The organism is Clostridium sp. AM34-11AC, from assembly GCF_003435375.1.
Classification (GTDB): Bacteria; Bacillota; Clostridia; order Lachnospirales; family Lachnospiraceae; genus Pilosibacter; species Pilosibacter fragilis.
The window spans coordinates 1-26586 of the sequence record NZ_QWGL01000019.1 but is presented as its reverse complement, the minus strand read 5'-3'; the positions used below and the strand labels follow the sequence as shown (position 1 = coordinate 26586).

Sequence of the window (26586 nt, the reverse complement as noted above, 5' to 3'; positions counted from 1 at the left end):
GATGGGTTTCTATCTGAAATTAAGGATTGTTGATGGGCTGTTTTACTGCGCTTTCCGCTGCATTTTCGCAACGAGGGCGCTGGTCCTCTGACGGTAGTCGTCGAGTTCGGTGACGATTCCCATGAAAGAGGAGATAAGATCTAAGGAGGCGCGCAGAGAACTCTGCTCACCCTGTACGACTGCGCGTTTTGTGAGGCGCATAGCCTGCTGCGGCGCTGCCAGAAGCTTCTCCATATACTGCTCCACAAATGCGTCAAGCTCTGCATCCGGGACGCAGTGGGTAACGAGCCCCATATCTGCGGCTTCTTTTCCCTTTAAGGTCCGGGCTGTCCAGAACAGGTCTAAAGCTTTGTCCCGGCCGACGAGACGGGGCAGGAAATATGCTCCGCCGTCACCAGGTACAATTCCGGCATTAAAATAGCTTTCCGACATGGAAGCATTCTCCCCGGCGATCCGCACATCGCACATGAGAGCCATGTCAAGACCGGCACCGACTGCGGCACCATGGATCTTGGCAACCACCGGTTTATCGATTTCTTCTAAAAGAAGCGGAATTCTTTGGATTCCCTTCCAGAGTGAATTCTTTCTTGCGAGGGCTGTGGAGGAGATATCTTCATGACTTTCGAAGAATCCGTCACCGGCTGCCATTGCCTTGACGTCACCGCCTGCGCAGAACGCTTTTCCGTTTCCGGAAAGCAGAAGCGCATATACATCATCGTTGTCACGGACATCTTCCAGTGCTTCTGTCCAGAGACGGATCATCTCCTCGCTGAAACAGTTGAGCTGCTTCGGACGATTCAGTGTGATGCGTGCAAGGTGGTTGTGTACTTCGTAGATCAAGTCTGCCATAGAATATCTCCTCCTCTATTTACTCTCTCAATATACCATATTGTGGAACTGATTTCATTATATGGAATTTCACACAGAATGTCAAGCCCTTGAAACTGGTTTTAACGTAAAATTTGCAAAAAAATATTGTCCAGAATCGAAAAATCCTGAACAATATCACAAATCGAAAAAGTATTGCATTCTATATCACAATATGAAATTCTGTTACAGACGTAATGATTGAACCATCCGCACACTTGATTTACAGAGAGAGCAGCATCCACCCCGCCGCGCACATAATTATGAGAAATATGAGATTGTAAAGGGTGAATACCATCATGTACGTTCCGGACTTTGCTTCCGGAATCCCAGCGTAGGCCCGGTAGGAGATCACGCTTGCCATGGATGCGATCAGGGTCCCAAGACCGCCGACATTCACACCAAAAAGCAGAGGACGCACCGCACCGGTAAAGCCGGAGAGCAGGATTGCCGCGGGGACATTGCTGATGCACTGGCTTAAGAGAACACCTGCCGGAAATTCATGACCGGAGATCAGCTTCGTGAGGAGTCCGGAGATCGCAGGGATCCGTTCCATATTGCCGATAAAGATAAAAAAGCAGACGAATGTCAGGAGCAGAAAGTAGTCGACCCGGATAAACAACGAGCGGTCCCTTATGAGAACAGCGGCCAGGATGATGAAAAACATGACCGGCCAGGAATAGATCCGAACGACGCAGCCCAGACAGACGAGAAAAAGCGCCAGATAGAAGATCAGAGAAGTCTTCGTGGGACAGCCGTCCTGGTGAAGGGAGGTCCGGCTGAGGGTGATGGCTTTATTTTTCAGCAGAAAAACGGCAGCTACAAGCAGCAGGGCTGAGAGTACCGTTAACGGCAGCATGTATCCCACAAGCTCACCGGCAGAGAGGCCAAAGGAAGAGTAGAGATACAGGTTCTGTGGATTCCCGATGGGTGTTGCCATACTGCCGAGGTTCGCGGCGATGGTCTGAAGGACGATCACGGGGATCATGAGTTCCGGAAGTCCAGCCATATTGAGGATCAGGATGGAAAACGGGACAAATGTGATCAGGGACACGTCGTTCGTGATCAGCATGCTGGAGAAAAAGCAGAGTGCTGTCAGGGTGAAGGCAAGCTGGCGAGTGGAATGCATTCCGGCGAGCAGGGATGATCCGAGATAACGGAACAGACCGATCTCCTTCAGCCCGGCGACCACCGTCATCAGGGAGAAGAGGAGTGCCAGAGTGCGGAAGTCAATGTAAGACAGATACTCCGGTGACGGAGCGACAAAAAACATGGAGAGGACCGCCAGAACCGCTGCCGCGGAAAGGACTGGTTCTTTTTTTATGAATGACATGGATCGATTTCCTTCCTTATATAAATATCATGCATGCGGCAGAAGACAGAAAAACTGTATACAAAGTGCCGCCCTGCAATTCAAGTCGAACATCCGAGAGACCTGGCGCGTGATTCTGGTCAGCGAAGCTGACAAATCCTATCAGAGTCACTGCGTATCCTCGCGGGATAGGAACAACCGTGTTACTGTACACGGGTAGGAATTTTCTGAACTGAAAATTCCGTACAATACAGTGGTGGTAGTGGATTTTGCCGATTTGGAATGCGAAGCATCGGCAAAATCAGTTACTGTTTGCGCAAGGCGTGAACAGTAACCAACCGCAAAACTTCTGTAATTATTATAAACAGTGGCTTTACGAATGTAAAGAAGAAGAGTATACTGTACATGTTTGGTCATTGCACACAGGTAGGAATTTTCTGAACTGAAAATTCCGTACAATACAGTGGTGGCAGTGGATTTTGCCGATTTGGAATGCGAAGCATCGGCAAAATCAGTTACTGTTTGGGCTTCTTTCATGCCCGTATCGACAATGATGTCAGAATAATGGAAAGCGGCAGCTCTGGATGAAAATTCCTGGGTGCCGCTAATTTACGCGGAATGGCAGCGCATAAACAGGACAGGATGTCTGCTGTTTCTGTTTGAGGGAGGAATATTATGGGGAACAACAAGTTTTCAATCGCCAGTGTTGGAAACCGGCGGGCATTCCGGGATGGAGCCCGGGATGGGGTGCCGATCGCGCTCGGGTATTTTGCGGTATCTTTTTCACTGGGAATCGTGGCGCGGAATGTCGGGATGACACCGATTCAGGGAATGATCACAAGCGCACTCTGCAACGCGTCCGCAGGGGAATACGCGGGCTTTACGATGATCGCCGCGGGGGCAGCGTATATTGAGATGGCGATCGTGACACTGATCGCGAACGCGAGATATTTACTGATGAGCTGTGCCATGAGCCAGAGAATGGATCCGGATATGCCGTTTTTCCACAGGCTTCTCATGGCATTTGATATTACCGATGAGCTGTTCGGAATTACGATTGCAAGACCGGGCTGCTTAAATCCCTGGTATATGTACGGGGCAATCGCATTAGCACTTCCCGGCTGGGCTGTCGGAACAGCCCTCGGTGCGCTGGCAGGTAATCTGATGCCGTGGCGTCTTGTGAGCGCCTTCAGCGTGGCACTCTACGGAATGTTCCTTGCGATCATAATTCCACCGGCGAGAAAGAGCCGCATCCTTGCAGGGCTCATCGCCATCAGCTTCGCGGCAAGCTACCTTGCGGAGCATCTGCCGGGGATCTCATCGATCTCCAGCGGCACGAGAACGATCATTCTGACTGTTGTGCTCTCATCCGCAGCAGCGATTCTCTTCCCGCATCCGGCAGAGGACAGTGAGATCGAGGTTCAAGAAGAAAACCAGGAAGGAAAAAATAATTCTTCTGCAGGTGCAGCAAAACAGGGAGCTTAACTGTATATATAGTAGAAAGCAGTTCTATTTGTAAGAAAAAGGAGTATTTACGAAAACTGTATCGTTAAATTAAGAGGAAATACATAAAAAACATGGAAAAGAATATTTATCTCTATATTGCGGTGATGGCGGGCGTTTCATATCTGATCCGTGTCCTGCCGCTCACATTGATCCGGAAACCGATCAAAAATCAGTTTATCCAGTCATTCTTATATTACGTCCCATATGTGACGTTAGCTGTTATGACGTTTCCGGCGATCCTCTCCGCCACAAACAGTACGGTGTCGGCGGCGTTGGCGCTGGTCATCGGAATCATCGCGGCATGGTGCGGAAGAAGTCTCCTGTCCGTTGCGGTGATCTGCTGCGCGATGGTATTCATTACGGAATTTTTCTTAGTGTAGTAAAAATACATAAAACACATATATTTAATAAAACAAAAGCAGTTTCGGTACCTGAGCATCCATCAATCAAATGACCGTGCTGCTTTTTTACTTTATAGAAGACCGATTACGACGTTCTCGCAGGGCGTGAAAAACCAAGAAAAAAAGCAGTACATGGCGCAGAATAACGGAATGCGGCGGTATCCCAGGCCAATGCTTTAACGTTGTAAAATAAATGAGATAAAATCCCATTGTCTGAAATTTCACAATACGAAATATATTCCATTTTAGCAAAAGTGCTGATTTTCTAAGCGGAAATTTGGCAATTATTTGGAAGAATCGTACTTGTATTTGTGCGGGAAAGTTGTTATAATCAGTAGCCGTGTTGAGCGAAAAAAAGAGTAATGGCTCATAAAAGCTGATTACATGGAGGTTTACCCATGAAGAAATTATTTGCATTCTGCGCAGGACTTCTGGCGGTCTTAAACCAGACTGCAGTTACAGCGCTTGCGGCAGAACCAGAGGCTGCCGGGGCGGCAGCACAGACGCCGTTATGGCTTTGTATTCCATTTGCAGGACTCCTGCTCTGCATTGCGGTCCTTCCGCTTGTGAAAGCAGAGTGGTGGGAGGCGCACCAGCCGCACGCGGTCGTGTTCTGGTCCCTGCTGTTCCTGATCCCGTTCGCCGTGAAGTACGGTGTGCCGAAGGCGGCGGAGACGACACTGGAATGTATCATAAACGACTACCTGACATTCATCGTCCTTCTTTTCGGATTGTTCTGTGTGTCCGGTAATATTACCCTGTCAGGTGATCTCGCTGGTTCCCCGAGGATCAATGTGGGACTTCTGGCACTCGGAACCCTGTTATCCAGCTGGATCGGAACCACCGGAGCCAGTATGTTAATGATCCGTCCGATCATCAAGATGAACGCGTGGAGAAAGAGAAGACGCCACATCGTGATCTTCTTTATCTTTATGGTGTCCAATATGGGCGGCTGCCTGACTCCGATCGGAGATCCGCCTCTGCTCATGGGATTCATGCGGGGTGTCCCGTTTTTCTGGAGCTTAAAGCTTTTACCGATCCTGATCTTCAATATGATCATCCTGCTGTTCATCTTCTATCATTTTGATATGAAGGCATACAGAAAAGATATCGCGTCAGGCTTAAAACCGGATATCAGCAAACCGGGTACTGAAGTGAAGATCCGCGGCGGCCACAACCTGATCTTTATCATTATGATCGTGATCGCCGTTATCTTAAGCGGTACCCTGCCGTCCATGCCGATGTTTCAGGATGCCGCAGGAAATGTCCTCGGGATCCATGTATTCGGAGAAGTTACATTATCCTATCCGGCGATCATTGAGTGCGTGATCATCCTTGTATCCGCATTCCTGTCCTTTAAGACGACGGATGGATCGATCCGCCGAGAGAACCACTTTACCTGGGGCGCGATCCACGAGGTTGCAGTTCTCTTCGTCGGTATCTTTATTACAATGCAGCCGGCTCTTATGATCTTAAAGGCGAACGGAGCGGAGCTTGGGATCACAGAACCGTTTGAGATGTTCTGGGCGACCGGTCTGTTATCCAGCTTCCTCGACAATACGCCGACCTATCTGGTATTCCTGACAACAGCAGGCGCATTAGGATTGTCACAGGGCATGGTGACGGCCCTCGGAACCGTTCCGGTCAAGATGCTGGAAGCGATCTCCTGCGGTGCCGTATTTATGGGCGCGAATACATATATCGGCAACGCGCCGAACTTTATGGTCAAATCCATTGCGGATGAGAACGGTATCCGGATGCCTTCGTTCTTCGGATATCTGATCTGGTCCTTTGGAATTCTTGTTCCGGTATTCATTGTGGATACTCTGGTATTCTTTTTATAGGAAGGGGGAGGAAATATGGCTGCAACGAAAGAAGAAATCAAAGAACTGGCAGAACATATCTACGATCTGGACGCGGAGGTCTATGTCCACCTTGGTTCCTCCCTGGGACGTGTATTCAACCGTGACAGAGAGCGCTGCGTCAATGAACTTACGGAGCTCCTCACAACAAGACCGCAGGGACATTTAGTCCGCAGCGAGCTTGGGCTGATCGCGAACATGGCCCGTACCATCGAGGATAAAGAAGAACGCGCGATGTGTATGACCGAGTACAACCGCATCCTCAATGAGGTCATGAGTCTTCCGACAAGCTTCGCCAGCGGCGATGTGATCGACCCGATCCTCGCGAAGTTAAACAGCTTCAACGTAGCGAACCGTTTCTCCAACGACGACCATCTGATTATCTGCATCAGCTGGACATACGGAAGCGGCGGAATCGATGTCGGCTTCAAGCTTGCGGATAAGCTTCATATTAACTACTACGATGCCGATATTTTCGCGGCAGTATTAAAACGCCTCGACGCGGAGAAGGATAAGACGATCCGTGACGCGGCGGGATATGCCCACGTCTCTGAGGAACTGCAGCAGAGTCCGGCGAGCGAGTTTGAGGCAGTGACCCATATGTCCCTGAAGGATCATATCAAATATTTCAGCCGTTACCACGGCCTGAACCGTCAGGATGCCGTCTTCTTCAACCAGAGCGACCTGATCTGTGATATGGCGAAAAAGGAAGACTTTATTATCATGGGCCGCTGTGCCGATGCGATCTTAACGAACAACGGTATTCCGCATATCAGTATCTATATCACTGCACCGATCGAGCAGAGGATCCAGCGCGCGATCGAGGTAAACTCCGGATTAGACCGGAAAAAAGCGCGCCATTTCCTGAAAAAACTTGACAAAAAACATGCGCATTATTACAATTTTTATACCGGAAGAAGCTGGGGAAACGCGAATAACTACGATCTATGCATCAACAGCGCAAGCTACGGAATTGACGGTACTGTCGATTTTATTCTGAGAATGATCGGTCGCGATAAGGATAAGAAAAAATCGGAATGATCCCCAAATGAAATGTGCTGCCGGCCTGTTTGCCGGACATGACAAATTATGATTTTGATGCCTGGCTGATATCAGTCAGGCATTTTTATGTAAAAAGAAAGGATCAACAGCATGCAGCTCGATATGACAAAAGGAAAACCGCTGCCGGTGATTTTGCAATTTACGATTCCATTGGTGATCGGAAATATCTTTCAGCAGCTTTATAATATGGCGGACACGATCATCGTCGGCCGCTACGTCGGTGCCGGGGCGCTGGCGGCGGTCGGCTCCACCGGAACGATCATGTTTCTGGCGACCGGCTTTGCTCAGGGAATCACTGCCGGTTTTTCGATCCTTACCGCCCAACGGTATGGGGCAGGGGATGAAAAAGGTGTGAAACGCAGCGTGGCAAACGGAATGATCCTGGCGGTGATCGCAGCGGTCATCCTGACACTGGTCTGTGTGGCGATCATGAACCCGCTTTTGCACCTGATGAATACGCCGTCAGATATCTTTCAGGATGCCTACACGTATATCATGGGAATCAGCGTCGGACTCACGGCAAATATCTTCTACAACCTGTTTTCCTCCTATCTGCGGGCGGTGGGAAACAGTCAGATCCCACTCTTTTTCCTGATATTTTCCGCCTGCCTGAACGTGGGTCTGGATCTGCTTTTTATCATCCGCGGCGGCATGGGTGTGGCAGGAGCAGCCTGGGCGACAAATCTGTCCCAGGCGATCTCGGCGGTGCTCTGCGCGGGATATATCTGGGTGAAGGTTCCATCCTTAAAGCCGGAGAGAGAACACTGGAAGATCCACGGAAGCGACACGAGAAACCAGCTTGCGGCCGGGATTCCCATGGCGTTTCAGTTCGCGATCACAGCGTCGGGAACCATGATCATGCAGTCCGCTATCAACCTCTTCGGTTCCGTGGCAGTTGCGGCTTACACAGCTGCGGCGAAGCTCCAGAGTCTCGTGATCCAGGGCATGATCGCCATGGGACAGACGATGGCGACCTACGGCGGGCAGAACTACGGCTGTGGGGATGTGAAGAGGATCAAGGCAGGGGTAAAGGCAGCGCTTCTTGCGGAGTTTGTGTATTCCGTCGCAGTAGCATTACTCATGTGTGCGCTGCTCAGACCATGTCTCGGACTTTTCTTTACCGGGGACGTGGATATTTCAGCGATGATGCCGTGGGCGGAGACTTACTGCTATATGACTGCGATGTTTTTCCTGCCGCTCTGCACGATCTTTATTTTCCGCAATATCATGCAGGGCTGCGGATATGGCTTTCTGCCGATGATGGGAGGTGTATCGGAGCTCATCGCGAGACTGATTGTCTCCATGGCGGCGATGAAGCTTTTGAGCTATCCGCTCGCCTGTTTCGCCGATCCGGCGGCATGGATCGCAGCGGCGGTATTTACGGGTGTCTCGTATCTCTTTGTGATAAAAAAGATCGGGAGAGAGCTTAAGGAAAAGACAACTTAGGTTCCTGAGACTGGTGATGTGACACATGGCTATCTGTGGTTTTTACTTGCGGGAATTTCCCTCACTGGTCTTCTTGCACGGATACTCGGAAAGGAGCACTCTGACAGAAGGAGAAAGAGCTGATGGCAGAAGGAAAGAAGAAACAGAAAAAAAGCCCATGGTGGTACAAATTAGGAATCCTGGTGTTCGGCGCGGTGTTTTGCGTCTCCGCCTTTATGGCGGGCCGGGATTACCTGGCGGCCAAAAAGGAAGCGGACGCGTTCGACAGCCTGAGTAAGCTGGCGGCGGATTACGCGGAGGAAAAAGCTCCGGCAGATCTGACGGAGAGTGCCGGGGAGACAACGGATCAGGAGAAAGCGGCGGAGTGGGCAGAACTCTTAAAGGAGGCTGCCGGATACGCGGCGCTTAAGAATGAGAACCCCGATTACGTCGGCTGGATCAGGATCCCGGATACAAGGATCGATTACCCGGTGGTGGACCGGGAGTCTGATCCGGAATATTACCTCCACAGGGCCTTTGATGGTTCCAAGTCATTTGGCGGAACCCCGTTTCTCGGCGAGGCATCCGGCGTGGACACGAAGTGTCTGATCATCTATGGGCACAACATGAAAAACGGGTCCATATTCGGAACCCTTGATTCCTACAAAAAGGCTGATTACTGGAAAGAACATCCGATCGTCCGTTTTTACGTCGACGGAGAACCGCGGACTTATGAGGTCTTTGCGGCGGTGGAGACGCAGGTGCTCTATGAAGATGAGGATGGATTCCGGTATTACCGCTACGACGGGGATATTCCGGAGGAGGAATACGATGAGCTGGTGACCTGGCTCAGAGGACATTCCGACTACGACACGGAGATCGTCCCGGAGTACGAGGACCAGATCCTGATGCTGTCCACATGCAGCTACCATACGAAAAATGGACGGTTTGTGGTGGCGGCGAGACGGGTTGCGGAGCCGTAAATATAAGCTACTATCGCGCAGGTCCGCGATCAATGGAATGCGGGCCGTGCAGGACAGGGAGAAGAAAAATGCCTTCTGGGTGGAAACTCAGGGGCATTTTGCTGCTGATCCGGAAAAACGCTTGACAGGGCAGGTGGTCTGGGGTATCCTCGACCTAAGACAGATCCGGATTCGGAGAAAGGAAGATGAGCTATGGCAGAGAAGATTTTGATCGTTGTGGATATGCAGAAGGATTTTGTGAACGGAAGTCTCGGCAGCAAGGACGCGGAGGCGATCGTCCCGGCTGTTGTAAAGAAGGCAAAAGAGTTTGATGGGGACCTGATCTTTACGAAGGACACGCATTTCGAGAATTATATGGACACCCAGGAGGGACATTTCCTTCCGGTTCCCCACTGTATGAAAGGAACCGACGGATGGAACCTGATCCCGGAGCTTGAGAAGATTTTCGTGGAGCGCGACGCGGCGATGTATGAGAAGATCACCTTCGGATGTCCGGAGTTAGCGGAAGACCTTCTTGAGAGAAATAAGAAGACACCGATCGAGTCCATCGAGCTTGTGGGACTCTGTACGGATATCTGTGTGGTTTCAAACGCACTCCTCATCAAAGCGTTCCTCCCGGAGACCCCGGTCTTCGTGGATTCCGCATGTGCGGCAGGCGTGACGAGGGAAAGACATGAGGCGGCTTTAGAGACCATGAGAAGCTGTCAGATCGTGGTGAAGTAAGAAAATTAAAGATTTAGAGTGAAATGATGTGCAGATATGGAGATCCTTTTATGGAGGGGACCTATATCTGCACATTTTTGTATATAGGAAAATTCGAGGAATGCACTGCTATACCAGAGGACGATAACGTATCAGGAATACGCATCTGCGCAAAAATACAGACTGCTGCGGCGCGGGAATGCGTTGAGATATAGGATAGGAATCTTGCCCGCATAAATTCTCAAATTCTGTAATAAGATGGTAAAAATATCATCGAGGGGCAACCCTATGAAGGAATATATTGAAGAACGGGCGATCCAGATCGCGAACTATATTATTGACGAGAATGCGACGGTGAGACAGACGGCGAAACGGTTTGGAATCTCAAAGAGCACGGTACACAAGGATGTGACGGATCGTCTGATCCATATCGATCCGTCCCTGGCGGCACAGGCGAGAGTGGTTCTGGATATCAACAAGGCGGAGCGGCATATCCGCGGCGGGCTTGCGACGAAGGAGAAGTACGAGCATGAACATCAGCTGCAGGCCTGCAGCAGGGTGGAGATGTGAGAGGGAAACTGCTGCGGATATTTTGAGAGAAAAAATCTCAGTATCGACAAAAGGTCTGAAAACTGTTGAAAAATCCGATTGAATTTTCGAAATACATGCGATAGAATGGGAGCAGGACTGTTTCTGCAAGGGGAAACCCGGAAAAGATTCCTTCCGGAACAGCCTTATCAGAGGCAGAAAAAGTGACATGAAAGAAACGAACGGAGGAATAAATCATGAGCAAAATAGAGGCAATAATCGAGAAAGTTAAAGCACTTATCAATGCGCCGTCCTGCTGTGCGGAGGCAAATGAAGCTGCAAACAAATGGCTTGAAGCCGTCAATACAGAGAAACAGGACGAGGCAGCAAAGGCGCTGATCGAGGAGATCGCGGCAGATATTATCCCGATCGATGGTCTGATCGCTTTTGCGGGATCTGAGGATGGGAAGAAGATCTTTGGAGAGGAAAAGGCAGCAGGAATCGAGGCTCACGCGAAGAAGATCAAGGCAGAGGGCGCGAGATTCTGCGACTGTCCGGCATGCACAGCTGTTGCTGCAATCTTAGCTGACAAAGCAGATCTCTACGCACCGACATACAGCCTCACATGGACTGTTACCGATGACATGACCGCAAAACGCATCGGCAGCGCCGGTTCCAAGATCCTCTCCACCCCGAACATGGTGGCTCTTATGGAGGACGCAGCCCTGGAACTTGCGAAATCCTACCTCGAAGAGGGACAGACGACCGTCGGCGCGGAGATCCACTGCCGCCACCTGGCACCGACACCGGTGGGAATGAAAGTGACAGCTACCGCGAAGCTCCGCAGCATCGAGAGAAGAAAGCTCTGGTTCGACATTGAAGTGAACGATGAAAAAGGCAAGTGCGGAGAAGGTTCCCACCTGCGCGTTATCGTAAACTCCAAGGCGATGAGTGAGAAGGCGGAGAAGAAAGCAGAATAATCCGACAGCAAAGGAGAAGAGACACATGGGAAAACACACCATCGATCCGCAGATCAGCGCGGAACACCTTGCGGGCGCGGTCCGCTTCGCAACCGTATCAAACGCGGACAATTCACTGACTGACTACACAAAATTTGACGCGTTCCACGAGTATTTAAAGGAAACATACCCGTTAGTACATAAACACCTGACCCTGGAACATACCGGACAGGCAGGACTTCTCTATCACTGGAAAGGAACCGGAAAATCCGGTGCCGCGCCGCTTCTCTTAATGGCGCATCAGGACGTTGTCCCGGAAGGCGACCTTGAAAAGTGGACATATCCGCCATACTCCGGAACCATCGCCGATGGAAAGATCTGGGGCCGCGGATCCAGTGACTGCAAGAGCAACCTGATCGGACAGCTGGAAGCCGTTGAGGAACTTCTGGAAAAAGGCTGCGAGCCGGACTATGACCTTTACCTTTCCTACGGATACATGGAAGAGGTCGCAGGCGGAAAGATCCCGGCGGAGACACTCCGCGGAACCGGCATCCGCTTCGGCGCCGTCCTTGACGAAGGCGGCGGAGTCCGCCCGGGAAGTGATTACGGAATCGACGATAAGGGACTCTGCACCATTGGTCTCTGCGAAAAAGGATATGTGGACTTTGAACTCTCCTACACCGCAAAAGGCGGACACTCCAGCCGCCCGGGCGAGAATTTCGCGACGACCATGATTGCAAAGGCACTGATAGCGATCCAGGAGAATCCGATGCCATATCGCGTGACGGATACGATCCGACGCCGCTTCGAGGTCCTTGCGCCGTATATGGCGAAGGAAAATCCGGAGCTGGCAAAGCTGCTTGAGAAACCGGATGAGAATCTGGAAAAGCTTGTTCCGTACTTTAAGAAAGATCCGGCCCTCGACGCGATGTTCCACACCACCGTCGTTCCGACGATGCTTTCCGGATCCGCCCAGGCGAACATTCTTCCGGCGAAGGTCACCGCAGTTGTAAACAGCCGTATCCTCACGGGAGATACCGTTGAGAGCGTAAAGAAACACCTGGAAGACATCGTGCCGGATGAGGTGGAAGTGCGCGTTCTCAAAGGCAGCAACGCGTCCCCGACATCCCTGTACGATGGAGCCATCAAAGACCTTCTCGTTGAGATCAGCGGTAAGATCTATGGCGATGTGATCCCGTGTCCGGAGATGATGCTCGGCGGAACAGACGCGAGATTCGTCTACGATCTCAGCGACCGCGTATACCGCTTCTCAACGATCTACGCGCGAGAAGACCATCATGTCCATGCAGCGAACGAGTTCACAGGAGTAGAAGAGCTGGCGGACAGCATCGACTTCTATATGGAACTGCTGACCAGATATGGGGAGACCGCGAAATAATTATATGAAAATCTTTTAAGCTAACAAAAACAAACTCAGAGCCAGGGATATAAGTCTCTGGCTCTTTCTGATTATTATTAATCTAAATAACTTTTCATTGCCTTTAAGGCATTTTTTTCCAGACGGGACACCTGCGCCTGACTAATTCCAACTTCCCCCGCAACCTCCGTCTGCGTCTTCCCCTCAAAAAACCTCATATCAATAATCCGCCTCTCCCTGACCGGCAGCCTCTTCATCGCCTCACTCAGAGAAAGCTGCTCCACCCAATTTTCCTCCCGGTTCTTTTTATCACTGATCTGATCCATCACACAAAGCGGATCCCCACCATCCGTATAAACCGGCTCATAAAGACTCACCGGACTCTGGATCGCATCCATCGCATAGGTGATCTCCTCTTTCGAGATCCCCACCTCATCCGCGATCTCCATGATCGTAGGTTCCCGCAGATTCTTCTTCGTGAGAAGCTCCCGCGCTGAAAGCGCCTTATAAGCCGTATCCCTGAGCGACCTGCTCACCCGGATCGAATTATTATCCCTCAGATACCGCCGCACCTCCCCCAGGATCATCGGCACCGCATAAGTTGAAAACTTCACATTCTGCGACAGATCAAAATTATCGATGGCCTTGATAAGCCCGATGCACCCGATCTGAAACAAGTCATCCAGATTCTCACTGCTCCCTGAAAACCTCTGGATCACACTTAGAACAAGCCTCAGATTCCCCTTAATATATGTTTCTCTTGCGTCCGTATCTCCATTCTGGATCCGTCTGAAAAGGTCGGTTTTTTCCTCATTCGTCAGAAGCGGGAGTTTAGAAGTATTTACCCCGCAGATTTCAACCTTATATCCTGCCATGATAAGAACCTCCGCAATTTGTTTTCATAGAAAAATGATTCACGAAAACAGGGCAGTTTATACATGAAAAAAACGGGAGTTATTTCCTGAGAATCATTCCTGATTTTGACATCTTATGCGGAATTTTGACATCTTGTGCAGAAAGAATTGCGGGTGGAACAGAAAAAACGTATAATAAAATCAACTATGAACCGTGGAATGGTCTGAAATTTTGCAAGTATAATCCAAAAGAACCTGTCATAAAGGGGGAAATGAATATGAGAAAGAGAAAATGGTATGAACGTATGTCAGCAGCAGTCCTGATTGCAGTCCTTCTGGTCAATCATGGCGATATGGGAATTATGGCGAAGGCGGAGACAATAACTGCGCTGGAAGAAAATCTGGAAAAAGAGAATAAAAAAATCGAGGCCGAGACAGCCAGCGCGTCCAATGCGGACGAGAAGCGGGATACAACTGTGGATTCAAACGAGACGACCGAGTCCGACCTTGAGAAGGAGACCGCGACAGCATCGAATGGGAAAGAGAACCCGGCGACGAAGAGAAAAATGGCTAAGCGTGCGATGAATGCGGAGTCGGTTACGGAAGGAATATATACGATCAGCCAGACAGATGGGAAGTTTAAGGTTGTTGGCGGAAGCTTGACAGAAGATGGGGAAAACTTAAATAGTCTGACAGATGCGTTCAACAAGATTTTGAGTTTCGGTACAGATACGAACATAAATATTAATTTTGATAATGTCAATATTAGTAGAGAAGCGCCGACACTTACGGAAGGCTGCGAATTGACTTTGAAAGGCACATATACGAGTGCAGCTGAAGCATTTATTATTGGCTCAAATGACACATTTATTATACACAATGAGGCTGATATAACAACAAGTTCGTACGTTATTCGTAGGTCGTCGAATGCTAAGAATTCTACAGCTATTTTTGAACAAAATGGCGGTACTGTTAAGTCTGTAGATGGCTTTTATATGTATGAAAATGATGTGATTTCTTTAAATGGAGGAATAATTAATGGAAATGCCAGAGGAAACGGTGGAACAGGCAGTATTAAAATAAAAGACGGTACATGGAATGGACAACTGGCACATATAAAAGATATAGATATATGTGGGGGACAACTCAATAATATAAAAGATGATACGAGTACGATTACTGCAATTAGCGAAAGCGAAGAGGTTTCTATCAGTGGTGGAAAAATTTATGCCAAGAACACTAATTCATCAGGAAGAGCTTTTGCAATTTCAATGTTAGATAAGACAAAATTATCATTATCAGGTAATATTGATATATCTGCTGAAGGCGGAAATACGAATGGATCGATATATTATGGTAGTATGACTAATTCCTGTGCTACTATTGATGCTGTGAATTTAGAAACGATAAATGACTCATTCAAATTTGTGGTAAGTGACCTTGCAATGAAGGCCAGTTCTTCATTGAAAAACTGGATCAAAGGTTCATACACGAACATGGAGAAGTTAGTCAAAGGGATTCATTTAAGCATTGTCAATCATAATTCTGATAGTGGATATGCGGATCAGTATCAGAGTTACGAAGCGAGAGCTGTGGGCAACTATATCCGTATTATGGATCCAAAGGCTGAATCAAGTTTGATTCCGGCAGGAAATATTAAAAGTGCAGAAATCCAGTTACCTTCCGATACGGAAAAGTATCAGGTTAAGATTACGTATGACAAAACTGAGGATGGGACTGAGAAAGTAGAGACGGTCAAGTACACTAAAGCCGAAGTTACAGTATCCGGAATTATAGATGAAATTCTGCTGAGAAACACTGGAACGGATGGATTAGAAATCAGTGTGGGAAGAACAGAAAATCCAATTGATGGAGATATTACAGTAGATTCAGGCAACGCTGACGATAAACCGGTTCTGCTTAAGGGAAAGATCACTGGAAAAGTAAATGTTGTTGGAACGGGAACTTTGGAATCTGAAATTAACTGCAGCGGTTTCAATGGAGAGACAAAAAGTACGATCCATATTACAGGTGGGGAGATTATTGGAACTGTGAATGCAGATAATGCGAATGAGTCTGTTATCACATTGACCTGGGCAGATCTGATTGTAGATGGTAACGCGCATATTGTAGATCAGTCCGCTTATTCTTCGCAAAATCGATATGCGATCAGTGCAATTGGTGGAGTATCAGTAACAATTAAAAATGGACTGATTGAGTCAACATATAACACAGCTGTTTATATAAACAGACTTGGAAGCAGCGGATTACAGAAAGACCATGCTAAGTTCGAGATGACAGGGGGAACGATCAAAGGCGGAGAGTATGGTTTAAAGCATACCCAACTTAATGAAATTACCTTGTCTGGCGGAACAATTTCCGGTGGTGAGAATCAGCCGGATGTTTATATGGCTTGGGAGAAAAACAGTGTCAGCGGGACTGCAAAATTTACGGTTAAAGGAAATTTCCCGTTCGCATCTATGAAGATCGAAAGTGCATCAAAAATAAATGAGATCGATTTTACAACGGCAACGGCAACAGGAGAAGAAAACCTTCAAATTAATCTCCCGTGGGACGGAAATGAAACAGGGGCGAACATGAAGCTTTTCAAAGCCTCGACCTCAAATTATCGGGATCTCCTTGAACATATTACACTGTCAGGCGGAAAGACTCCAATCTTTGCAGTATATAATGAGCATATGATTTCTAAAAATCCGGAAACCACTGAGATTTATGCATTCAGTGCACCGAATATTTATACGGTTCACGTGAAGTATTATACTAAAAGCAGCGAAGCGGCTCCGTTTTACGATGAATATCTTCTGAATCTTGACGATGATCATCGAAGCTATTTGAGCAATCTCGGGTTGCCAGATGGCGCGGCTTTTTCAGTATGGAGATACAAAGAAAATTCAAACAGAAATGGTACTGCGACAGATACAACAGCAACAGTGAATCAACTTGTCGAAGATAGGTTAAATCCACAAGGTCAAATACCGGAAATTGAACTTTACGCAGGATATCAGGTTAAGTTTGACGCAGCAATATCATCTGATGATATCAAAGAGAATTTTGCGACTATAAAGGGAACTTCAGATGGAACAAAAGTATACTATACAAATTCTAATTATCAAGGATACACTGGAGAAGCGCTCAGAGCAGAAGCAAAGAAAGAGGATAGTAAGGCGAGCTTTGCAACAGTAGATGTAGAAAATGGTAAATTTTCTATTGAATTGAATAATCTCTCTGTTGATACGTCATATACATATTATCTTGTAGCAGAGAATGATAATAATGATGTGTCGGAAATGCAGACAGTCAAATTTAAGACTCTCAAACGCACGCTGACAACGGATGATTTCCAGATAGTTGGATCCACTGAATTTACCTATACACATAATGGTGATATACATGAGATAGAAGTGCGACCTGTAGAGGGAAAAGAAGGATCGTTTGGCATCGATGCTGTTCAGTATAAGGAAAAAGTTGGTGCAGAGGATGCTGATAATTTCATCGGTGCTCCGGCGGCAGCAGGAACCTATGGAATCTATGTAAGCACCAATAGTGAAAATGGAGTTGAACGTGTTACAAATTTGCGGATTGGAGAGATAACGATCAAGAAAGCCACGTTCAATCCTGACTGGTTTCAGACTGTAACAAGCATCGACTATGGAAAAGATGAAGAGGACTACCTTAAACCGGGAATAAAGGACGCTTATTCCGTTGGCGGACATACGGTGACAGGTTATGGAGAGATCCGGTTTGAACTGTATCGTGACGCAGAGTTGACCCAGAAGGTTTCGAGAAATGCAGAAGGACATTATGAGGTCAATGCAGATCCGGATCAAGAATATGCAACTTATTATATGGGAATTACCAGCAGCGGTGGAAAGAATGTGGAAGCGCAGGAAAATCCTGTACGCATAGGGACAGATTTAAAGATCTATCGCGCTTCAAACACAATCTCCACAGTAACATGCCCGGATATCCGCTACGGAGAAACACCGAAGCCGGAGCTCACGGCAGCGGACACCACAGGAGAAATTAAATACACCTACAGTAGTACCGAAAACGGTGAATATAAGGAATGGAATGCAGAGAATAAACCTGGACTCTGGTATGTAAAGGCAACCGTAAGCCAGAGCCGGAATTACAAGAAAGCGGAAAGAACCCCGGTCGCATTTACAGTCTCCAAAGCGCAGCTCGTTCCTTCTGTAAACACTCTTCAGTCAAAGACCTATGATGGAGATACAAACGCTGAGGGAACGCTCACGCTCAGTTCTGCTGACGGAAAACCGATCCTACCGGAGGATGCGGGGAAATTAAAGGCCAATGGAACTTTCCAATGGACCTCCAGCGATTCCGGGACAGATACTGTGAATGTGACAGAGATCACATTGGATCCGAAATTTGCGGATCGCTATGAACTTACAACGAGTGAGCTTTCCAATGTTTCCTGCAGCGGTGCAAAGATCGAAAATGCCCAAATTAAGAATGTTTCTGTACGGCAGATGATGGAATTGACCTACAATGGAAGGGAACAGTTGCCGAAAGTCACGGCAACAGGAAGTACGACCGGTGGAACGGCTATCACCTTCCGCTATGGCCTCACAGCAGAACAGGCCGCAGACGAAACGCAGGCATTAAAAACTGCTCCTGCCTTCACCGACGCCGGCATCTATACGGTATACTACACTGCATCCGCAGCAAACCATGATTCCGTATCCGGCAGCTTTGAAATCGAGATCAAAAATGCCTCGATCACAGGCGTCGACGCAGCCGGATATACAGGAATCTACGACGGACAGTCCCACGGAATCAAGATCACCCTTTCCGGAAACGCTGGAGACGGTGAGATCCTTTACGGTGAGTCCGAAGATAACTGCACGCTCACAGAAAGCCCTGTATACAAGAACACAGGCAGCTATACCGTATACTACACGGTGACAAAGAAAAACTTTGACACCATAAGCGGCTCCGCAACCGTTGCGATCACCCCGGCACAGCTCACTGTGACGGCAGAATCAAGAAACGTGACCTATAAGGACGAACCGCCGGTATACAGCAGCACGTTCGAAGGTTTCGTAAACGGAGAAAACGCAGAAGTCCTCGGCGGAACACTCTCCTACGAGTGCGCTTATGCAGACGGTAGCGATGTGAACGAGTACGAGATCATCCCGTCCGGCCTTATAGCGGAAAATGGAAACTATGTGATCACATATCAGCCAGGAAAACTGACCGTATCCCAGGCGAAGCCAGAGTTTGAACTTCGGAATCTGGATCAGTTAAACCGTGTCTATGACGCGAAAAACACCGCGCCGGAGGCATGGACGGACAGTGATGGAAACATGACCGTGACGATCAAAAAGGGCAGCGAGATCTTAACGGAAGTGCCGATGAATGCCGGAACCTACACGGTGGAAGTTCATACGGAAGCCGGAAAGAACTATGAGGCTGGAAACCAGACATTCTCCTTTGAGATCAAAAAAGCTCCGCTCAGCGTAAAAGCAGTGGATCAGAATGTCACAGTCGGAGATGCGATTCCGGAGTACAAAGTCCTCTACGAAGGATTTGCGGGAACAGATACCGCGGATGTGCTGAACGGCAGCTTGCAGTTTACCTGTGAATACGCGCCAGACAGCGCGGCAGGAGATTATTCGATTCTGCCGTCCGGTCTGACATCTGGAAATTACGAGATCCTCTTTGAGAACGGAACACTTCACGCAGTCCGCAGAGCAAGCAGCGGATCCGATGATTCCGACAATTCCGGCGGTTCCGGCAGCACAAAGAACCCGGCGGCAACGAACTTTGGAAAGAATGTTTCTAACAGCAGCTCTTCTGAAAATGACGCACAGGGAACCTGGAAACGCGATGAAAAGGGCTGGTGGTTCGAATTCAAGGACGGCACCTATCCGGCAGGAGAAAAGACCAGTGATCAGAACGGTGAAAAGCTGGGATGGATCCAGAAAGACGGAAAATGGTGGGCTTTCGGTTCTGACGGCTATCTGAAGACCGGCTGGGTGTTCGATGGCGCAAGCGGAAAATGGTATCTGCTTAATGAGAAGACCGGAATGCAGATTGGCTTGTATTACGATGAGTCAGGACGCTTCTGGTATTATCTCGATCCGGCGAGCGGAGCGATGCTCACAGGTTGGCAGTTCATCAATGGAAAATGGTACTACTTGTCAAAGACATCCGGAGCTGTGCCGCTTGGCTCCATGTACAAAGAAACCAGGACACCGGATGGATATTATGTCGACAAAGACGGTGCATGGGATGGACTTGAAGCAAAAGAAAATTAAGACATGAAGTAACTGTTCAGTAGGTCTGCGCATTTACTGCGCTGACCGTAAGAAAACTTAGAATAGAAGGCAAAAATCCTATCGGCACAGCCGATTAGGAATGGATTTTTGCGCGTAACTGTGAGGGCACTGAACCGTTACGACATGAAGTAAAAAAGATCCGCAGGATCCTAAAAATGGGAACCTGCGGATCTTTCTTTTTCTGCAATCGAAATTCGTGTGAAATGAAGCCATAATACGCTTCACTTCCGGCATTTATGCGATATTTAAGCGAAAAAAAATCTCCCCATGCATTGCTGCATGAAGAGACGATGATTTTCACCGCGTTACCACTCTGATTCGTCCATAGAAGACGTTGCTTTACAGGGTACCGGCCGGATACCCTTTCCCTGTAACGGGAGAACCTGTTTCCGCCTACCGTTCAATTTCAGCGGAACCGCTCAGAAGCGAGTTCGGACTGTTTCATCCCGCCGTGCTCCCAGCAACCACGGCTCTCTGTGGGGAATCCTGCAGCCTACTATTCTCCGTCTACGCGTATTTCGATTTTTTACGGCATTATTTTACTACTTTAATGTGAGATAGTAAAAAAGTCTGAAAAATTACAGTGAACGATCGAAATTGCCCGGAAATATTTTGCTATTTCTATCATGATTCTGCAGACGGAATTAAGATCACCGATGCGTAGAACATCCCGTTCTTCCATTCAAACCGCGCATCTCCATGGTGCCGTTCAGCGATGAGCCGGATGGACTGTGTGCCTATGCCGGGGCCACTGTGCTTTGTGGAGAGAAAACGCTTTCCTTCAAGAACTGGAGGATTTCTGCAGGGATTGTCCACCGTGATGGCTATGAGGGAGGTGGCGGTCTGGCGGATATGGACCTTGATCGCGCCGCTTTCATTGTTTTCCCGACATGCGTCCACCGCGTTTTCTAGTAAATTTCCCAAAAGCACGCAGAATTCCGGCTCCGGAACTGGTATTTCTTTTTCCATCTGTGCCTGGATCTCCAGAGCAGTTCCGGCTTTTTCTGCAATCTGCGCGTAGTAGCTAAGGATCGCGTTGACAGCTTGATTTTCACAGTAAGCAGGCAGCCATTCCGGCATCATATGTTTCCGGAAGGACGCGAGATAGTCTGAGATCGCGTCAAGATCTTTGTTCGCCGCGTATCCCGAGAGCACCGTGAGATGCTGACGGAGGTCATGGCGGGCGATCCGCGTCTCATCGATGGAGCGCTGGAGATTGCGGTACTGGGCACTCTGGAGCTGCAGAAGCTCATTTTCCCTCAAAAGTCTCGTATTCTGGTTCATCTCCGATGCCATCAGATAGAACATAAAATAGAAGAGCAGGAGGAAGGTCAGAAGCGCCAGAATTAAAATCGGATAAAACTTCATGACCCGGTTCGTGTAGAGCGTCTCATAGTAGCGCGGACGGATCAGGCGGTTCAGCAGGAAGAAGGCTGCCGGGAATACCCAGAATATATACCAGATCTTCGCCATTTCGATATCGTCCACCAGCCATTTCGCGGCATGGGTTGCCGGATACCATACGATGGCCACGATGAGAACGGAGAGCAGCAGGTGGATCCCCGCGCCCGGAAGCGTGAACAGACCGGAGGTGTTCGTCCGGTCAATGAGGGCATCCGCGAAGAGCGTCAGGTTTGTGATACAGGAGAAGACCGCGCAGACGGAGAGCAGGATACTGAACGGCTTCCAGAGGGCAAGATCACAGACCCGATGGAAGAATACTGCAAACAGGATAAAGGACGGCAGGATCCAGAAGTCTCTCGCAATCCCGAAGTCTGCGCAGACGAGGCCTCCGGCGAAAGCCCAGAGGATCGAGAGCGGGATACCGGTGAGAAAAATATTCAGCGGTTTTATGCGGAGCCGGTCCTGAACCGGAAGAAAGCAGAGAACCGCACAGGGCACCATGGAAAAAAATTCCAGAAAATACCGCATGACAAGGGACCAGAATGGGCTGTTCATACTCAACAACCTCCTCTCGTTTCTATATGATCCATTATAACAAAGTTTTACTGTTCTGAAAGTATAACTTATGCAGGATTTTGACATCTTGTGCAGGGATGAGAAGTTTTAGGATACACAGAAAAAAAGGTATTCTTTTTTTACGATCTATGCTATACTAACCCCATCAACTTGAAACTTTACAGTGATATAGTGATGTAGCGGGCGGATCATGATCGCCCGGAGATATTTATGGTGTCGAAAAGTGAAAAGTCGATCACATCGAGGGAATTTTTTGTTAAGAAGGAGAAGATACATGAAGCTTGAGAATTATGAGGTACATCTTCCGAGCTATTCCATCGGAAATACCATTTACAATAAGATCGGTCCGGTCTGCGAATCCTACGGAAAGACAGTCCTGGTGATCGGCGGAAAGCTGGCTCTGGAGGCGGCTTATGATAAGATCAAGGCGGTTGTGGATAAGACGAACCTCACGATCATCGGAAAAGAACTGTTCGGGGAGGACTGTACCTACAAGACTGTGGAGGCGCTCCGGGCGCTGCAGGTCTATCACGAGGCAGACATGGTCTTTGGTGTCGGCGGCGGAAAAGCGCTGGATACCGTAAAGTGCCTCTGCATCACGGACGATAAGCCGGTATTCACATTCCCGACCATCGCCTCCAACTGCGCCGCGACGACCTCCGTCTCCATCATGTACAACGATGACGGGACATTCTTAAAACCGCACTTCTTTATCCGCCCGGCGATGCACGCCTTCATTGATACGGAGATCATCGCAAAAGCTCCGGCGAGATACATGTGGGCTGGAATTGGCGATACTTACGCAAAATATTATGAGGCGAAGATCTCATCCAGGGACGAGCGTCTGGAGCACTTCACAGCGGTAGGCGTCGCGGTCAGTGAGATGTGTCTGCAGCCGCTTCTTGAGTATGGTGTAAAGGCGTATGCGGATCATCAGAAAGGGCTCTGCACTTACGATGTGGAGCAGGTGGTCCTCGCCATCGTTGTCACCACGGGAATTGCGTCTATCTTCCTCACAAAGGACTGTACTCCGGATTACAACAGCGGACTTGCCCATGCGGTCTTCTACGCGCTGACGTCTTATCCGGTGATCGAGAAACGCCATCTTCACGGGGAGGTCGTTGGCTTTGGTGTTCTCCTTGCACTGCTTGTGGACAGACAGGAAGAGGAGTTTGAGAAGATCTATAAGCTGAACCGTGAAATCGGACTTCCGGTATCCCTAAAGGAGATCGAGATCACAGAGGACGAGTGGGAGGAGAGCATGAACCGAATCCCGGAGATGTCCGATGTTGCCCATTATCCGTACAGGGTGACAAAAGAAATGCTGAGAGATGCCATGGACCGCTTAAAGGAACGGGCAGGAAAGGACGCCTATGACACAGAAAAATAAAGCCGGTTCCATGATCTTAGGGGTTGCGTTTGTGTGGTTTACGACTCATTTCGGCGGCGGTTTTGCCTCCGGCGCGCAGATCTACAGTTACTATGTGCGTTATGGGATCTGGTGCCTGATCATGCCGGCGGCCGCGATGCTCTATAATACAGTGTTTTTTGCCTACTGCCTGCGGTTTGCGAGAAAACATGAGGTGCACGATTACCGGTCCTACAATAACGCGTTTTACGGAAAGTTTGCACCAGTCTTTTCCAACCTGTTTGAGATCCTGTATCTCTGTGTGATGTGCGTGGCCCCGGCGGTTGCCTTTGCGACGGGCGGCGCGACGCTGTCTGCGCTCACGGGACTTCCGTATTTACTCTGCACGTTTGTGATCGGTGTGTTTATTTTTATCGTGGCGATCTTCGGAACGGATCTTGTCTGGAAAGTGGCATCGGTGCTTTCCGTCTGCATCATCGCGGGACTACTGATCGTGTATATTCCGAACATCGCGGCAGGCTTCGGCGCGATCAAAGAGACCGCAGCCGCAATGCAGGCGGAGCCGGTTCCTTTCGGGAAAGCGCTGTATTCTGCATTCCTCTACGGAACATTCCAGTTAGCGAATGTGGCTGTTTTCGTGCAGCACGCGAAGTCCTTCGAGAAACCGGATGACGCGGTGAAAAGCATGGGGATCGGATTCGTGGTGAATACGCTGATGATGACTATGGTAGTTCTGGGAATCATGACGGTTTGCCAAAACCCGGAGATGAAAAACCAGAGCGTTCCGACTTTATTTATGGTTCAGAATGGTGTCGGAAAGGCATTTATGACACCGCTGATCTCGGTCCTTATTATTCTCGGGGCAGTCTCCACGGCGGTCAATATGGTGGCTGCGATGGTGAGGAGGATCTGCAGCGGAATCGAAGCCGGATGTGCTGACAGAAAGAAAACTGTTTTGGCCGGAGAATCCGTGAAAAACACAGGCGAAACGCCTAAGAGAAAGATCTCCCGCCACGAGATCTTTGCAGCCCTGATTTGCTGCATTGTAGATTTCGCCATCGCCCAGTTCGGTCTCCTGACCCTGATCCAGCGTGCGTACAGCGTCCTCGCATACCTCGCGATCCCTGTGATCCTGATCCCATATCTGGTGCATATGGCGGTTACGAGATTTGATACGAAATAAATAGAAATTGTATGGATAAAAAGCATTCATGGTGCATTTGATATGTCCCTGTCAGGAAGACAGGTGGGATATTGGAGGCGCTGTGGGTGCTTTTTGTTATGGAGTTGGGGTAAGTGATCAGCAATCAGTGAAATAGTGGCGTCAGAGGATCCTGCCTGTTTGGAATGTGAAGAATAGAAAGAAATTTGTTCTTAAAAATATGTGTATGATATGAAGCAGGTATGATATACTTTATAGTATGATATTCTGCAGTTAGCCATTATATATGAACAAGATAACAGTAGGCAAGAAAATAGAAATCATATAGAAATATTTGGAGTGAAAAAGGAATGCTGAAAATCTTTCTCGGAAACATGGGTGGAGTTATTTATCATCCGCCTACATATTTTGACAATCAGTATGAAGATGAGTGGATCACAGATCCATTGACAAAAGAGATGGTTAAGGATGTGGATCAGTCGGAGGTTATCAGCTCCAGACTAATCGACAGCCCTGTTCTTGGACCGGTTTCAGTAAAGGAATTGTCAGGTGGTGTGAAAACCCTGATCCTGCTTGCATTTGATAAAAATCAGAAGATATTTAATATATCCGTATGTGGAAACAACTGTGCGAAGTGGATTCTGGAAATTGGGAAAAAGAAAGATCTCACGGTCAATCTTCGTCATGTCATGAATTTTGGAGACGGAAAATTCGAGATCGAAATACTGAACACGGGTGAAATTGTTTATGACATGGAAAAGTTTTCGGAAATCGCCGGGAAATATGTGTAGGAGAGAGGTATGAAAGGAAAATATAAAGTAATTGTACAGAATAACCGGCTTCACTATGAACTGGAGATCAGACGAAATATCACGATTATTCAGGGCAATAGCGCGACAGGGAAAACTACGCTGGTCAATATGTTAAGGCAGGCAGAAAATCTGGGGAATTCCAGTGGAATCGATGTTCAGTGCGATGTGCCATGCAGAATTCTGGAGGGAACATCCTGGAAACTGATTCTTGAGAATTCACAGAAAACGATCTTCTTTATTGATGAAGAAAATGCGTTTATGAACACAGAGGAGTTTGCATCAGCTGTATGCAAGTCCGATAATTATGTTGTTCTGATTACAAGAGAAAATCTTTATAATCTCCCTTACAGTGTCGAAGAGATATATGGCTTGCATTCATCGGGAAAATACCAGAATACAAGAAAAGTGTATCAGCAAATGTATCAGATTTATTCCAATATGGAAAATGTTCCGGTGAAACCGGAAATATTGATTACGGAAGATTCAAATTCCGGTTATGATTTTTTTTATGCTGTCGCAAAAGAAAAACATATGGAATGTATGAGCGCAGAAGGAAAATCTAATATTTACTTTAAGCTGAACGGATTGGAGCAAAAAGAAGTCTGTGTCATTGCTGACGGTGCCGCGATAGGACCGGAGATGAACCGGTTATATGAAATTGTGAGGAAAAAGAAGAGGATTCATCTGTATTTGCCGGAATCCTTTGAGTGGCTGGTATTGAGTTCAGGATTGATTGAGGGGAAAGACATTGAAAACATGCTGGAAGAACCAGAGAAATATATAGACAGCAAAGAGTATTTTAGCTGGGAAAGGTACTTTACAAAAGTCCTTGTAGATCGGACGCAGGACAGTTATCTGCAGTATAGGAAAGCAAAGCTTAACGCGGCATATCTGCATGAGAGAAATAAGAGGACGATTTTGAAAAGTATTCGCGGAATTGAATTTTAAGTGTCAAGTATATGTGATAAGCAGAAAATATGATTCTAAATAACGAAAGGAGACGACTGATTGCCGTCTCCTTAATTGTTTTATAAATAAATACCAGCCCATGGTCTGAGCGCAACATCATAAACTTAAGGAAAAAATGGAAAGGAATCTGTT

Annotated in this window: 19 protein-coding genes and 1 other annotated feature; of the genes, 15 read left to right on the top strand and 4 right to left on the bottom strand. The window is 48.1% G+C overall.

Translation table 11 applies throughout. From position 1 onward, the window contains the following. Positions 1 to 42 precede the first annotated feature (42 nt). Positions 43 to 849, bottom strand: coding sequence for an enoyl-CoA hydratase/isomerase family protein (locus DW826_RS11595; protein WP_117552777.1), 807 nt, complete (start codon positions 847 to 849; stop codon positions 43 to 45). A 241-nt stretch (positions 850 to 1090) separates the two neighbouring features. Then, on the bottom strand, positions 1091 to 2200 hold the full coding sequence (locus DW826_RS11590) for an SLC13 family permease (RefSeq protein ID WP_117552776.1): 1110 nt from the start codon (positions 2198 to 2200) through the stop codon (positions 1091 to 1093). Positions 2201 to 2854: 654 nt separating this feature from the next. Here DW826_RS11590 and DW826_RS11585 point away from each other — a divergent pair. The 10 genes from DW826_RS11585 (at position 2855) to DW826_RS11530 (ending at position 13006) form a co-directional block, all read left to right on the top strand. Further along, positions 2855 to 3664 carry an AzlC family ABC transporter permease gene (locus tag DW826_RS11585; protein WP_015552659.1) on the top strand — a complete coding sequence of 270 codons (810 nt, stop codon included), beginning with the start codon at positions 2855 to 2857 and terminating at the stop codon, positions 3662 to 3664. Positions 3665 to 3756: 92 nt separating this feature from the next. Beyond that, positions 3757 to 4065 (top strand): AzlD domain-containing protein, encoded by a 309-nt coding sequence (locus tag DW826_RS11580; RefSeq protein ID WP_015552658.1) that lies wholly within the window; start codon positions 3757 to 3759, stop codon positions 4063 to 4065. A 419-nt stretch (positions 4066 to 4484) separates the two neighbouring features. Beyond that, a complete protein-coding gene (locus DW826_RS11575) occupies positions 4485 to 5930 on the top strand; it encodes a sodium:proton antiporter (protein WP_117484722.1) in 1446 nt (481 codons plus the stop codon). Positions 5931 to 5945: 15 nt separating this feature from the next. Then, positions 5946 to 6989 (top strand): cytidylate kinase-like family protein, encoded by a 1044-nt coding sequence (locus DW826_RS11570; RefSeq protein ID WP_117470081.1) that lies wholly within the window; start codon positions 5946 to 5948, stop codon positions 6987 to 6989. A gap of 123 nt (positions 6990 to 7112) precedes the next feature. Next, positions 7113 to 8456, top strand: coding sequence for an MATE family efflux transporter (locus DW826_RS11565; RefSeq protein ID WP_347472354.1), 1344 nt, complete (start codon positions 7113 to 7115; stop codon positions 8454 to 8456). 122 nt (positions 8457 to 8578) lie between these two features. Beyond that, positions 8579 to 9418, top strand: coding sequence for a class B sortase (locus DW826_RS11560; RefSeq protein WP_117484720.1), 840 nt, complete (start codon positions 8579 to 8581; stop codon positions 9416 to 9418). Between the two features lie 192 nt (positions 9419 to 9610). Further along, positions 9611 to 10141 (top strand): isochorismatase family cysteine hydrolase, encoded by a 531-nt coding sequence (locus tag DW826_RS11550; protein WP_015552652.1) that lies wholly within the window; start codon positions 9611 to 9613, stop codon positions 10139 to 10141. A 267-nt stretch (positions 10142 to 10408) separates the two neighbouring features. Then, positions 10409 to 10690 (top strand): sporulation transcriptional regulator SpoIIID, encoded by a 282-nt coding sequence (gene spoIIID / locus DW826_RS11545; protein ID WP_015552650.1) that lies wholly within the window; start codon positions 10409 to 10411, stop codon positions 10688 to 10690. Between the two features lie 215 nt (positions 10691 to 10905). After that, entirely contained in the window at positions 10906 to 11628 is a 723-nt protein-coding gene (locus DW826_RS18980) for a thioesterase family protein (RefSeq protein ID WP_347472352.1), read from the top strand. A gap of 25 nt (positions 11629 to 11653) precedes the next feature. Further along, the gene (locus DW826_RS11530; RefSeq protein WP_117552774.1) at positions 11654 to 13006 is read left to right on the top strand and encodes a M20/M25/M40 family metallo-hydrolase; all 1353 of its coding nucleotides are present in this window, start codon (positions 11654 to 11656) and stop codon (positions 13004 to 13006) included. 77 nt (positions 13007 to 13083) lie between these two features. Here DW826_RS11530 and sigG read toward each other — a convergent pair whose 3' ends face one another. Continuing rightward, a complete protein-coding gene (sigG, locus tag DW826_RS11525) occupies positions 13084 to 13860 on the bottom strand; it encodes an RNA polymerase sporulation sigma factor SigG (protein ID WP_117472242.1) in 777 nt (258 codons plus the stop codon). 257 nt (positions 13861 to 14117) lie between these two features. Here sigG and DW826_RS11520 point away from each other — a divergent pair, with 257 nt between their 5' ends. Beyond that, a complete protein-coding gene (locus DW826_RS11520) occupies positions 14118 to 20141 on the top strand; it encodes an MBG domain-containing protein (protein WP_117552773.1) in 6024 nt (2007 codons plus the stop codon). Between the two features lie 301 nt (positions 20142 to 20442). Further along, positions 20443 to 20681: a binding site (T-box leader), on the bottom strand. 105 nt (positions 20682 to 20786) lie between these two features. Here the strand turns inward: DW826_RS11520 and DW826_RS11515 are convergent. Then, positions 20787 to 22121, bottom strand: coding sequence for a sensor histidine kinase (locus tag DW826_RS11515; RefSeq protein WP_181968051.1), 1335 nt, complete (start codon positions 22119 to 22121; stop codon positions 20787 to 20789). A gap of 295 nt (positions 22122 to 22416) precedes the next feature. Between DW826_RS11515 and DW826_RS11510 the strand changes: the two genes are divergently transcribed. The 4 genes from DW826_RS11510 to DW826_RS11495 all read left to right on the top strand — a co-directional run bounded on the left by DW826_RS11510 (position 22417) and on the right by DW826_RS11495 (position 26433). Continuing rightward, positions 22417 to 23532 (top strand): iron-containing alcohol dehydrogenase family protein, encoded by a 1116-nt coding sequence (locus tag DW826_RS11510; protein ID WP_117552771.1) that lies wholly within the window; start codon positions 22417 to 22419, stop codon positions 23530 to 23532. Then, positions 23516 to 24694: a hypothetical protein gene (locus DW826_RS11505; RefSeq protein ID WP_117552770.1), complete on the top strand. Its 1179-nt coding sequence runs from the start codon at positions 23516 to 23518 to the stop codon at positions 24692 to 24694. Before DW826_RS11510 ends, DW826_RS11505 begins: the two co-directional genes overlap by 17 nt. A gap of 329 nt (positions 24695 to 25023) precedes the next feature. After that, on the top strand, positions 25024 to 25464 hold the full coding sequence (locus DW826_RS11500) for a DUF4869 domain-containing protein (RefSeq protein WP_117503399.1): 441 nt from the start codon (positions 25024 to 25026) through the stop codon (positions 25462 to 25464). A 9-nt stretch (positions 25465 to 25473) separates the two neighbouring features. Next, positions 25474 to 26433 (top strand): translation initiation factor 2, encoded by a 960-nt coding sequence (locus DW826_RS11495; protein ID WP_117552769.1) that lies wholly within the window; start codon positions 25474 to 25476, stop codon positions 26431 to 26433. Positions 26434 to 26586: the final 153 nt, after the last annotated feature.

What these genes read in the sequence shown, in the direction of transcription:
- DW826_RS11595 (WP_117552777.1), bottom strand. Translation starts at nt 849, where the DNA reads ATGGCAGACTTGATCTACGAAGTACACAACCACCTTGCACGCATCACA.
- DW826_RS11590 (WP_117552776.1), bottom strand. Translation starts at nt 2,200, where the DNA reads ATGTCATTCATAAAAAAAGAACCAGTCCTTTCCGCGGCAGCGGTTCTG.
- DW826_RS11585 (WP_015552659.1), top strand. Translation starts at nt 2,855, where the DNA reads ATGGGGAACAACAAGTTTTCAATCGCCAGTGTTGGAAACCGGCGGGCA.
- DW826_RS11580 (WP_015552658.1), top strand. Translation starts at nt 3,757, where the DNA reads ATGGAAAAGAATATTTATCTCTATATTGCGGTGATGGCGGGCGTTTCA.
- DW826_RS11575 (WP_117484722.1), top strand. Translation starts at nt 4,485, where the DNA reads ATGAAGAAATTATTTGCATTCTGCGCAGGACTTCTGGCGGTCTTAAAC.
- DW826_RS11570 (WP_117470081.1), top strand. Translation starts at nt 5,946, where the DNA reads ATGGCTGCAACGAAAGAAGAAATCAAAGAACTGGCAGAACATATCTAC.
- DW826_RS11565 (WP_347472354.1), top strand. Translation starts at nt 7,113, where the DNA reads ATGACAAAAGGAAAACCGCTGCCGGTGATTTTGCAATTTACGATTCCA.
- DW826_RS11560 (WP_117484720.1), top strand. Translation starts at nt 8,579, where the DNA reads ATGGCAGAAGGAAAGAAGAAACAGAAAAAAAGCCCATGGTGGTACAAA.
- DW826_RS11550 (WP_015552652.1), top strand. Translation starts at nt 9,611, where the DNA reads ATGGCAGAGAAGATTTTGATCGTTGTGGATATGCAGAAGGATTTTGTG.
- spoIIID (WP_015552650.1), top strand. Translation starts at nt 10,409, where the DNA reads ATGAAGGAATATATTGAAGAACGGGCGATCCAGATCGCGAACTATATT.
- DW826_RS18980 (WP_347472352.1), top strand. Translation starts at nt 10,906, where the DNA reads ATGAGCAAAATAGAGGCAATAATCGAGAAAGTTAAAGCACTTATCAAT.
- DW826_RS11530 (WP_117552774.1), top strand. Translation starts at nt 11,654, where the DNA reads ATGGGAAAACACACCATCGATCCGCAGATCAGCGCGGAACACCTTGCG.
- sigG (WP_117472242.1), bottom strand. Translation starts at nt 13,860, where the DNA reads ATGGCAGGATATAAGGTTGAAATCTGCGGGGTAAATACTTCTAAACTC.
- DW826_RS11520 (WP_117552773.1), top strand. Translation starts at nt 14,118, where the DNA reads ATGAGAAAGAGAAAATGGTATGAACGTATGTCAGCAGCAGTCCTGATT.
- DW826_RS11515 (WP_181968051.1), bottom strand. Translation starts at nt 22,121, where the DNA reads ATGAACAGCCCATTCTGGTCCCTTGTCATGCGGTATTTTCTGGAATTT.
- DW826_RS11510 (WP_117552771.1), top strand. Translation starts at nt 22,417, where the DNA reads ATGAAGCTTGAGAATTATGAGGTACATCTTCCGAGCTATTCCATCGGA.
- DW826_RS11505 (WP_117552770.1), top strand. Translation starts at nt 23,516, where the DNA reads ATGACACAGAAAAATAAAGCCGGTTCCATGATCTTAGGGGTTGCGTTT.
- DW826_RS11500 (WP_117503399.1), top strand. Translation starts at nt 25,024, where the DNA reads ATGCTGAAAATCTTTCTCGGAAACATGGGTGGAGTTATTTATCATCCG.
- DW826_RS11495 (WP_117552769.1), top strand. Translation starts at nt 25,474, where the DNA reads ATGAAAGGAAAATATAAAGTAATTGTACAGAATAACCGGCTTCACTAT.